The 10,190-nt window shown below is 36.6% G+C and carries 11 protein-coding genes, 1 pseudogene and 1 riboswitch; all 12 genes and pseudogenes read right to left on the reverse strand.

Annotated elements, in window-relative coordinates; all coding sequences use genetic code 11:
* Positions 1-5: 5 nt before the first annotated feature.
* Positions 6-791 (reverse strand): Fe-S cluster assembly ATPase SufC, encoded by a 786-nt coding sequence (sufC, locus tag KQI49_RS10520; protein ID WP_216488727.1) that lies wholly within the window; start codon positions 789-791, stop codon positions 6-8.
* Between the two features lie 562 nt (positions 792-1,353).
* Positions 1,354-2,175 carry a MetQ/NlpA family ABC transporter substrate-binding protein gene (locus KQI49_RS10525; protein ID WP_216488729.1) on the reverse strand — a complete coding sequence of 274 codons (822 nt, stop codon included), beginning with the start codon at positions 2,173-2,175 and terminating at the stop codon, positions 1,354-1,356.
* Between the two features lie 70 nt (positions 2,176-2,245).
* Positions 2,246-2,914 (reverse strand): methionine ABC transporter permease, encoded by a 669-nt coding sequence (locus tag KQI49_RS10530; protein ID WP_216488730.1) that lies wholly within the window; start codon positions 2,912-2,914, stop codon positions 2,246-2,248.
* A complete protein-coding gene (locus KQI49_RS10535; protein WP_216488731.1) occupies positions 2,904-3,935 on the reverse strand; it encodes a methionine ABC transporter ATP-binding protein in 1,032 nt (343 codons plus the stop codon). The genes KQI49_RS10530 and KQI49_RS10535 overlap by 11 nt, the downstream gene beginning before the upstream one ends.
* A gap of 79 nt (positions 3,936-4,014) precedes the next feature.
* Positions 4,015-4,126: riboswitch (SAM riboswitch) on the reverse strand.
* A 98-nt stretch (positions 4,127-4,224) separates the two neighbouring features.
* The gene (locus tag KQI49_RS10540) at positions 4,225-4,674 is read right to left on the reverse strand and encodes a hypothetical protein (RefSeq protein ID WP_216488732.1); all 450 of its coding nucleotides are present in this window, start codon (positions 4,672-4,674) and stop codon (positions 4,225-4,227) included.
* Between the two features lie 44 nt (positions 4,675-4,718).
* A complete protein-coding gene (locus KQI49_RS10545; RefSeq protein WP_216488733.1) occupies positions 4,719-5,036 on the reverse strand; it encodes a thioredoxin family protein in 318 nt (105 codons plus the stop codon).
* Between the two features lie 16 nt (positions 5,037-5,052).
* Positions 5,053-5,409 (reverse strand): toprim domain-containing protein, encoded by a 357-nt coding sequence (locus KQI49_RS10550; RefSeq protein WP_253286786.1) that lies wholly within the window; start codon positions 5,407-5,409, stop codon positions 5,053-5,055.
* Between the two features lie 143 nt (positions 5,410-5,552).
* A complete protein-coding gene (gene gcvH / locus KQI49_RS10555) occupies positions 5,553-5,936 on the reverse strand; it encodes a glycine cleavage system protein GcvH (protein WP_216488734.1) in 384 nt (127 codons plus the stop codon).
* 72 nt (positions 5,937-6,008) lie between these two features.
* Positions 6,009-6,368 carry an arsenate reductase family protein gene (locus tag KQI49_RS10560; RefSeq protein WP_216488735.1) on the reverse strand — a complete coding sequence of 120 codons (360 nt, stop codon included), beginning with the start codon at positions 6,366-6,368 and terminating at the stop codon, positions 6,009-6,011.
* A gap of 195 nt (positions 6,369-6,563) precedes the next feature.
* Positions 6,564-8,348 (reverse strand): acyl-CoA dehydrogenase family protein, encoded by a 1,785-nt coding sequence (locus KQI49_RS10565; RefSeq protein WP_216488737.1) that lies wholly within the window; start codon positions 8,346-8,348, stop codon positions 6,564-6,566.
* Between the two features lie 307 nt (positions 8,349-8,655).
* Positions 8,656-9,831 (reverse strand): acetyl-CoA C-acetyltransferase, encoded by a 1,176-nt coding sequence (locus KQI49_RS10570; RefSeq protein WP_216488739.1) that lies wholly within the window; start codon positions 9,829-9,831, stop codon positions 8,656-8,658.
* A gap of 17 nt (positions 9,832-9,848) precedes the next feature.
* Positions 9,849-10,190, reverse strand: a pseudogene (locus KQI49_RS10575) (3-hydroxyacyl-CoA dehydrogenase); the annotation flags it as partial.

Below are 10,190 nucleotides of genomic sequence, written 5' to 3' on the forward strand. Positions count from 1 at the left end.
ACTATTTATGCTTCTTGCCCAACTGTTTCGTCTTCAATGCCTAGTTCTTCTTTAATCCACTCATAACCTTCTTCTTCTAAGCGCTGGGCAAGCTCTGGACCACCAGACTTAACAACACGTCCTTGCATCATGACATGCACTTGGTCAGGAGTGATGTAGTTGAGTAAACGTTGGTAGTGGGTAATGATGAGGCATCCAAAGTTCTCATCGCGTAATTTATTAATACCTTTTGAGACTACTTTTAAGGCATCAATATCTAAGCCCGAATCAATTTCGTCTAAAATAGCAATTTCAGGTTTCAGCATCATTAGCTGGAGAATTTCGTTACGCTTTTTCTCTCCACCAGAGAAACCTTCATTTAAATAGCGTTGAGCCATATTTTTATCAATTTCTAGATAATCTAATGCTTCATCCATTTCTTTAATGAATTTCATTAAAGATATTTCATCGCCTTCATCACGTTTCGCGTTGATTGAAGAACGCAAGAAGTCAGATGTTGTAACACCGCTAATTTCACTTGGATATTGCATTGCCAAAAATAGACCAGCACGAGCGCGCTCATCAACTTCCATTTCTAAAACATCTTCACCGTCTAGATGAATACTTCCTTCGGTCACTTCAAATTTAGGGTGACCCATAATTGCAGAAGCCAAAGTTGACTTACCTGTACCATTTGGACCCATGACTGCGTGGAATTCTCCACCTTTTATCGTAAGGTTGACACCTTTTAATATCTCATTACCTTCAATTGATACATGAAGATTCTTAATTTCTAGTGTTGATCCTGCCATATCGATACCTCCAAATACTATTTTGTAATTGAGTTTGATTTACATCTATTCTCAATTTATTCTCATTATAATATTAAACCATTTCAAATTAATTTTCAACAGATACCATTTGTTGATCACTAGATCAAAGCTTATAACCAAGGGTTTTTCAATCACTCCATATGGTAACACAATTTTACGTGGTTATTTTTCACGTTTGAACAGTCTTGTCTCACTTTGATTATTGAGCGTATTTTCATCAATTTTTTATCATATAGAATTTCTTATTGAAAATGCTGATGTTCTTTTAGTAAAAGATCACCAGCATTCACTTGTCCATATTAAAGAGAGTGATTGTTCTGTTTATTAAGTGTTTCTATCTTAAAATGGTTTAATACATTGTTGATAATAGGTTCTTCAACTTTTCTATGAGAGTTAACCTATTAAGTAGTATTTTCACACTATTGATTCAACAATATTAAGCGTAACATATATAAAGCGCCTTTACAAAGTCTTTGTAGGCGCTTATATACTCAAACTCATTCTATTTTTATTCCCAAACTATTTAAGCGTTAGATTTAAACTAATTACTATCCCCAACTGGAACTATTGCACCTTCGTATTCGTCAATAATAAAGTCTTGAATTTCATCTGAATGAAGGACGTCTACTAGTGTGTTTAACGTTTCATTATCTTTATCTTCTACTTTAACCGCAATCACGTTAACGTAAGGTGATTCTTCGCTTTCAATAAATAGAGCATCTTCTAGTGGGTTCAGCCCAGCATTGATCGCATAGTTTGTGTTTATTACTACAAGTGTATCTTCTTCAGTTTCATAAAGCTCGGGAAGAAAAGCAGGATCATAATCTGGAATAAACGTTAAATCTTTTGGATTATCAGTTATGTCATCAATCGTCGCACTATCTTCATCCACATTTTCATCCAAAGTAATCAAACCGTCTTTTTCAAATAGTGAGAGAATCCGGGCATGATCGGCAACTGAATTGCTTAATAGAACTTCTGTCCCTTCCTTTATATCATCAATGCTATTGATAGTTTTGGAATAAACACCCATAGGTTCAATATGAATACCATCAATATAATCGAGGTCGTATCCTGTATCTTCAACAGTTTGCTCTAAATAAGGAATATGTTGAAAAAAGTTAGCATCTAAATCGCCATTTGCTAAATCATCGTTAGGGAGCACATAATCTTCATAAGGCTCAATGACAAGGTTAATGCCCTCTTCGTCTAAAATTGGTTTAGCTTCTTCTAATATCTCAGCATGCGGAACACTCTGAGCACCAACAACAATTTCATTTTCCTCCTCCCCCCCTGAATTCCCACACGCTGACAAAATTAAAACAATTGAAAATATCGTTAATAAGTTGATTGTCTTTTTCATTTATAAGCTCCTTTAAATGCATTATTTTTTATAAGATTGCTTTCTAATTAAACTTCTTACAACATCCGTCTTATCTTTTATCTAATTTATTAGTAATATAATCACCTAAAAACTGAAACATAAATACAATAATAACGATAATAATTGAGCAAATTAGGACAACATCAAAATCACGTCTCTGGAAGCCTGAATAATAAGCATAACTTCCAAGTCCGCCAGCTCCGATAGCCCCAGCCATCGCAGTATAACCAATGAGTGCAATGGCTGTTACTGTTAAGCCTGAAATTAAAGCGGGCATAGATTCTGGTAACAATACTTTGAAAATAATTGTTCGTGTCTTCGCTCCCATTGCTTTTGCCGCTTCAATCACTCCCTTATCAACCTCCTTCAATGCTATTTCTACTAATCGGCCATAAAAAGGCGCTGCTCCTAAAATTAAAGCGGGTAAAGCAGCATTCGGGCCTCGGATAGTTCCTATTAAAAAATTAGTAAAAGGAAATAATAATAAAATTAAAATGATAAACGGTATAGCACGAAACACATTAACAAAGCTTGCTATGATGAAATGAAGAAATCTATTTTCCCACATGCCATTTTTTGTCGTGAAAAATAATAATAATCCAAGTAAAATTCCTAAAAAAAATGTTCCAATCAAGGAAGTAATCGTCATATAAAATGTTTCATATGTGGCTTCCCATAAATCATCAATCTTAATATTTTCAAATACATTAGTTAGCATCTCGAATGACCTCCACTTCTACAGAGGTTTCGTTTAAAATATAGTCAACACTCCGCTTCATTTCTTGTTCTTCTCCTTCAATTTGAACTATCAGCATCCCATATGCTCCACTTTGGGTCTGTGCAATCTTACCTTGTAAAATATTTATATCAACATTGAATGTTTTAACGATTTTACTAATAAGAGCATTGTTAGTTGTTTCGCCAATAAAATGTAAACGGGTAATCAATCCATTTTGATAATTTTTAATTAAGTAATCAATATCTTCTATTTCTTCTGTATCCCCCATAATCTGGCTAACAAATTTTTTAGTGACTAGTTGTTTCGGCTTGGAAAATACATCTAGAACATTCCCGATTTCTACTATCCTTCCAGACTCCATAACAGCTACACGATCACATATTTTACGAATGACATGCATTTCATGAGTAATAAGTATAATGGTTAACCCTAATTTCTTATTAATATCCACTAGCAGTTCTAATATGGATTTGGTTGTTTCAGGATCAAGAGCAGACGTTGCTTCATCACAAAGTAATACGCTCGGTTCATTTGCTAGGGCTCTTGCAATTCCGACTCGTTGTTTTTGACCACCACTTAGCTGAGAGGGATAAGATGATTCTTTACCAGTTAAGCCTACTAGATCAATGAGTTCTTTTACACGCTTAGTCTGATCTTCTTTAGGCACTTTGGCGATTTCGAGTGGAAAAGCGATGTTTTCTGCAACTGTGCGAGACCAAAGTAAGTTAAAATGTTGGAATATCATACCGATATTTTGTCTGGCTAATCTTAGATCATTTGCCTCAAGGGTAGTCATGTCTCTATCATTAATATAAACTTCTCCACTTGAAGGTTCCTCAAGTCTGTTTAACAATCTTACAAATGTACTTTTTCCAGCCCCGCTATATCCAATGACACCGAAGATCTCTCCTTTTTTTATATCAAGGGTCAGGTCATCAACAGCTGTAGTTTTTCTGTCCTTTGATGTAAATATTTTGCTTAAACCCTTAATTGATATCAACGCTATTCCTCCTAATTGGTAAATAAAAAAGTCTTTCTGTATGAGAACAGAAAGACTTTTTTATTTATATCTTTAAGTTCTCTCATCTTTCAAAGCATTATCGCTTTGCAGGATTTAGCACCTTTTCAAAAAAACTGTTGAAGGTTGCCGCGGTTTCGTAGGGCCAGTCCCTCCGCCGCTCTTAATAAGAGATTTAATTAATTTAGTTTTATTTATAAGATTTATATTACCATTCAATTTATATGGTGTCAATCCTTTATCTCTTCCGAGTCTTATATTCCTTTTTCTATCAATGTTTCCACTGAAATTCTTCTTGTTCCAAATAATCTCGAGCCGCGTCATATGTCGCAAAAGTTGCTTCCAGTAAATCTGCAACATAGACATTCCATGAATCAAAATCATTTTTTAATATCAACTCATTACCGTGTTTATCAATCCATATCTGTTCAATCGGTTCTTGTTCCGATAAAGAATCAATCGAATCTCTGATGATTTTGCGGAGAGTCTCTTCTGTAAAATCACGAATATTGACCATTCCTTTTACATCAGTTTCATATAGATCTTTCATATCTCCTGCGTATACAAATCCATTTCCATTAGGATGCAAGCGATAAACTACAATCTTTTTATCCTTAACGCTCTCTTCATAGTGAAAATTCACCCGCCCTAACGAAATATCAACCCTCGTCAATTCTGTAAATGAATCAATAATGTTCAATTTTTCATTAAATGTAAGCATATTGCCTCCAATGGTCACACTTTCTATATGTGTGTTATCATTTTTTACTTTGATAAATGAAATAAACTTGGCTCATATGTTAATAGATAGGTGTATATATTTTGTATTGATTTAAAAGCATAAATTTTCTCTTTCACTACATTTTCATCTTTAATCAATAGACACGGGACACTTTCGATCATGTTTTCCTGCATAAATTCAGGATGTAAAGAAGCGTTCATTTCATAAAATAGTTCTCTTTTATGAACGGATTCGATTTTATCTAGCATGCCTCGAGCTATGTGACATGTTCCACAAAATGGGGAGTTAATAAATAAAAGATAATGACTTTTGTTCAAGATATCGTCATTCACTTGTTGCATAGTAATCACCTAGCCTTTACATAAGAAAAAATGGATCCACTTTAATATTTTTTGCTGCTAGAGCCGTTGCAAGTTCTTCGCCTGGGGTGGTTGCCACTTCTTTAAATTCGCTGCTTATATAAATATGTTCAGCATGCGGCAGTTCACGTGTTAATTGCTTTCTCAATTTTAAGCCTGAGTCATCCTCGTCTACAAAGATATAGACGTCCTGGTGGTCAAGATCATACGTTTCTAGCAGCTCATCAAACTTTTCTATGCCCAATGTGCCGTTTGTACATATAATCGTGACATCTTCAGTAATAACCTTCTCTATTTCTCTTTTATCTGTTAATCCTTCAACAATAATGACTTTTCCTGTAATTTCAGGAGTCAACGCCATGCACCTCACTGTTATTTCTAACCTTAAAAAATCAATGTATCATTGATTTTTCCATAGATTATGACATAAAGCAAGAAAAAAAGGCTTGCCTTCACCTTTTAAGGAAAGACAGCCTTTTTATATGATATGTGATTTAATTAGTCTTCTTCAACAAACTCTTGATAGCCTTCTGCTGAAAGCAAATCGTCATACTCAGAGTCATCAGATGGTTCTATAACTACCATCCAAGCTTTTTCATATGGTGATTCATTAACGAATTCAGGACTATCTTCAAGCTCTTCATTCACTTCGACTACTTTACCACTTAATGGTGCATATAATTCTGAAACTGTTTTAACAGATTCAACACTTCCGAATGGTTCATCTGCTTCAAGTTCGTCGCCGACTTCAGGAAGCTCAACAAATACTATGTCTCCTAGCTCATCTTGTGCAAAGTCTGTAATACCAATACGTACTTTATCGTCTTCTTTTTTTACCCACTCATGTTCTTCAGAATATAATAAGTCCTTAGGTAAATTCATTGGCTAATCCCTCCATTATGTAATATCACATTAACTATACAAGTTTACACACATTTTTTCTAGTAATTAATCTTATGAAAGCCAGGTTTCATTAAACATATCTTCCTTAAATCCCACGGTCACTTTTTCACCGTCTGTTACAATAGGACGTTTAATTAACATACCATCAGAAGCTAAGTATTCAGCCATTTCTTGAACACTGGCATCTTTAATCTTATCTTTCATATTAAGTTCACGGTATTTTTTGCCACTTGTATTAAAAAACTTCTTTGCTTCAAGTCCACTTTTCTCTATAAGATCAAGCAATGTCTTTTTAGAGGGGGGTTCCTCGACTATATGGACGCTTTCGTAATCTACGTTATTATCTTCAAACCACTTCTTAGCTTTTTTACATGTCCCACAATTCGGATACCAATAAAAAGTCAAAGTCATCTTCTCACCCCCAATATAATAGATATTATCTATATCATAGCAAATTTTACCCAATACGCTAAATGATTCGTTCATATCTAGAGGGGGTTGTTTTGAACAATCTAAAATATAATCAAGAGAAGCCTGCTTTTATTTAAAACTTGAAATAATTAAAGGAAGAGCTTGTAAAGCCCTTCCTTTTTGATGAATGTTCAATTAAACAGTATATTTTTCTTCTTCAATAATTTTCTTAGCAATTTCACGCTTCTTAGCGATAACATTAATCGGCGTGTGACGTGTTAGTTTACGTAAAGATGAAAGCATCATGCGCAAATTATCCCCTTCTTCGACCGCGATCAGGATTTCTTTTGCGTTTGCTTCAATACGGTTAAATGCTTCTTGTACATAAACTTGAGTGTAAAGTAATTTTTGTGTACTTTTCTCAACGTCAGAATGATTAATTGCCTTTTCAGTACGAAGAACAGCAGCTTCCATATTGTAAACTTCTGCTACCATATCTGCTAAGTTAGCTAAGATTTCTTGTTCATTTTCAATCTTTTGCATATATTTCTGTGCTGCTAAACCAGCACCAAGTAGAACGATTTTTTTAGCATTCTTAAGCAAGTACTTTTCTTGCTCAAGTGGTTCATTACCAACTTCTTCTGGCATCATCATCATAATTTCTTCTTGTAACTTTTGAGCTTCTTGTAATAGAGGCAATTCACCTTTCATAGCTTTTTTCAATAGAGTGCCTGGTACGATAAGACGGTTAATTTCGTTTGTTCCTTCAAAAATACGGTTAATTCGAGAGTCACGGTACATACGCTCAACTTCATATTCTTGCATGTAACCATAACCACCATGTAGCTGAACAGCTTCATCAGCAACATAGTCTAGACACTCTGTAGCTGTATATTTGTTCATAGAGCATTCGATTTGATATTCAGCAATTGCTTTTGCTATTTCTTTACCATCTTTTAATTGTTCATCGCTTAGGCTTCCCATTCTTTGTTCGAAAAGACCTACTGTACGGTAGACAGCACTTTCGTTTGCATACGTGTCAGCAGCCATTGTAGCTAATTTCTCTTGCGTTAATGAAAAGCTTGAAATTGGTACACCAAATTGCTTACGTTCATTCACATATTTAGCAGAAAGCTCAATACCACGTTTTGATCCACCAACACTTCCGATTGCCAGTTTGTATCGCCCGACGTTTAGGATGTTGAACGCAATCTTGTGTCCTTTCCCTTTTTCTCCTAGTAAGTTCTCAACAGGCACTTCAGCATCTTCTAGAACTAGAGTACGAGTTGATGAAGCTTTAATACCCATTTTCTTTTCTTCCGGGCCTGTTGACACTCCAGGATAATCCTTTTCAACGATGAATGCTGAGAAATGCTCACCATCGATTTTCGCATAGACAATAAATACGTCAGCAAAAGCTGAGTTTGTAATCCATTGTTTTTCACCATTTAAAACATAGTGTGTGCCTGCCTCGTTTAATACTGCCTTTGTTTTGGCACCAAGTGCGTCAGAACCTGATCCTGGTTCAGTTAATGCATAAGCTGCAAGCAATTCACCTGTAGCCAACTTAGGAAGGTACTTTTTCTTTTGATCTTCGTTACCGAAAAATACAATGGGAAGTGATCCGATTCCAACATGTGCACCATGAGAAATTGAGAATCCACCTGCACGGCCCATTTTTTCCGTAATCAGTGAGGAACTGATTTTATCTAAACCAAGTCCATCGTATTCTTCTGGGATATCGGCACTTAAAAGACCTAACTCCCCAGCTTTGTGTAATAAATCTACTGAATGTTCGAATTCATGATTCTCTAGATTATCAATTTTGGGTAGAACTTCTTTAGTAATATAATCATCAGTTGTTTGAGCAATCATCTTATGCTCATCTGAGAAATCTTCTGGAGTTAAAACATCTTCTCCTTTATAATCTTCAATTAAAAATTCTCCACCTTTGAATAACTTTTCTTTTGTATCGCTCATTATAAGCAACTCCTTTGTTTATGGAATTTATTCTGGCGAGAATGGACTGCTATTCTCGTAAGTTATTATTTTTTCATTGTTTTACAAAAACCTATCGGGGCGAACGGGTGCTGAAGCCTTTAGTTCCTTTTAGCTTCAGTGCCCAGCAACTAGCAGGCAAGTTTTGGCATTAAAAAACTTGCGAGACTTCCTTGACCTCCGTGCGATAAGTCAACATCGACTCACTCCGTTCGCCGTGTTTCCTTTATCTCCTCCGGCTCAGTCCAGTCCGTACGTTACTAAACGGGCACTTCAGGCTTTTGTTGTTTTAAATCAATTCAAATACTCCTGCTGCGCCCATTCCTCCGCCGATACACATGGTTACAACGCCGTACTGAACATTTCGGCGTTTCATTTCGTGAGTGAGTGTTAGGGTAAGCTTTGTTCCTGTCATTCCAAGCGGATGACCAAGAGCAATTGCGCCTCCGTTCACATTAACAATGCTAGGATCTAAATCTAGTGCCTGAATTACTCTAACAGATTGTGAAGCAAATGCTTCGTTTAACTCAAACAACCCAATGTCAGAGAGCTCTAGGCCGGCCTGTTTGACCGCTTTAGGGATAGCTTCGACAGGGCCAACCCCCATGATTTCCGGTTCAACACCTGCTACTGCAAAGGAGCGGAATTTCACTAATGGGGTTAATCCTTCTGCCTCAGCCTTATCGCGATCCATGACAAGTACGGATGCTGCACCATCACTCATTTGTGACGAGTTTCCTGCTGTTACCGATCCTTTAACATGGAATGCTGGACGTAACTTCGCAAGAACTTCTTCTGTTGTTCCTGGGCGAACTCCTTCGTCCATTTCAAACATGAATGATTTTTCTTCGACCTTATTGTCTTTCCCAATAAAGCGTTCTGCTACTTCTACAGGCACAATTTCATCTTTGAATTTGCCCTCTTTAATGGCTTGTGCTGCTCGCTTATGACTTTCCGTAGCAAAAGCATCTTGCTCTTCACGTGAAATGTTAAAACGGTTTGCTACCTCTTCGGCAGTATTACCCATGCCCATGTAATAACCTGGTGCATCTTGCACTAATTTTGTATTTGGTTTTAGAACATGCCCCCCCATGGGAATCAAGCTCATGGATTCCGCTCCGCCTGCTATAATTGTATCGCTCGCTCCAAGCATTATACGCTCAGCAGCATAGGCAATACTCTGTAGTCCTGAAGAACAATAGCGATTAATCGTTATTCCTGGCACGTCTTTACTTAAACCTGCGAGTCCAGCAATGTTACGCGCCATATTCATTCCCTGTTCAGCTTCTGGCATGGCACAGCCAATAATGACATCATCAATCTTTCCATCATAATTACCCGCACGCTTTAATGTTTCTTTGATTGTTAAAGCGGCAAGATCATCTGGTCTAGTATTGGCAAGCGACCCTCGGTTTGCTTTACCAACCGGAGTCCTTGCACCTGAGACAATTACTGCTTCCTTCACAATTTTTCCCCCTCTTCTTAATTACGTAATGGTTTTCCTTTTAATAACATGTGTTGCATTCTCTGTTGTGTCAACGGTTCACCGATGAGACTCAAGAACGCTTCCCGTTCGAGATCCAACATGGTTTGCTCATCAATCAGCGTACCTTCTTTGATGCGTCCACCTGATAGAACATAAGCTAGTTTTTCAGCGATTTTCACGTCGTGATCAGAAGCATAGCCACTGAATTTTAGTGATTTTGCACCAAATAACATGGCAGCATAACCTGCGTCACCAACGACTGGTATTTTTTCACGCTTAGGTGCTTGATAGCCTGCTTTAGCTAAAGCGAGCACTTTTTGTTTAGCATCATAAATTAA

The organism is Virgibacillus sp. MSJ-26 (assembly GCF_018918075.1).
In the GTDB taxonomy this organism is placed as follows: Bacteria; Bacillota; Bacilli; order Bacillales; family Amphibacillaceae; genus MSJ-26.

What these genes read in the sequence shown, in the direction of transcription:
- sufC (WP_216488727.1), bottom strand. Translation starts at nt 791, where the DNA reads ATGGCAGGATCAACACTAGAAATTAAGAATCTTCATGTATCAATTGAA.
- KQI49_RS10525 (WP_216488729.1), bottom strand. Translation starts at nt 2,175, where the DNA reads ATGAAAAAGACAATCAACTTATTAACGATATTTTCAATTGTTTTAATT.
- KQI49_RS10530 (WP_216488730.1), bottom strand. Translation starts at nt 2,914, where the DNA reads ATGCTAACTAATGTATTTGAAAATATTAAGATTGATGATTTATGGGAA.
- KQI49_RS10540 (WP_216488732.1), bottom strand. Translation starts at nt 4,674, where the DNA reads ATGCTTACATTTAATGAAAAATTGAACATTATTGATTCATTTACAGAA.
- KQI49_RS10545 (WP_216488733.1), bottom strand. Translation starts at nt 5,036, where the DNA reads ATGCAACAAGTGAATGACGATATCTTGAACAAAAGTCATTATCTTTTA.
- gcvH (WP_216488734.1), bottom strand. Translation starts at nt 5,936, where the DNA reads ATGAATTTACCTAAGGACTTATTATATTCTGAAGAACATGAGTGGGTA.
- KQI49_RS10560 (WP_216488735.1), bottom strand. Translation starts at nt 6,368, where the DNA reads ATGACTTTGACTTTTTATTGGTATCCGAATTGTGGGACATGTAAAAAA.
- KQI49_RS10565 (WP_216488737.1), bottom strand. Translation starts at nt 8,348, where the DNA reads ATGAGCGATACAAAAGAAAAGTTATTCAAAGGTGGAGAATTTTTAATT.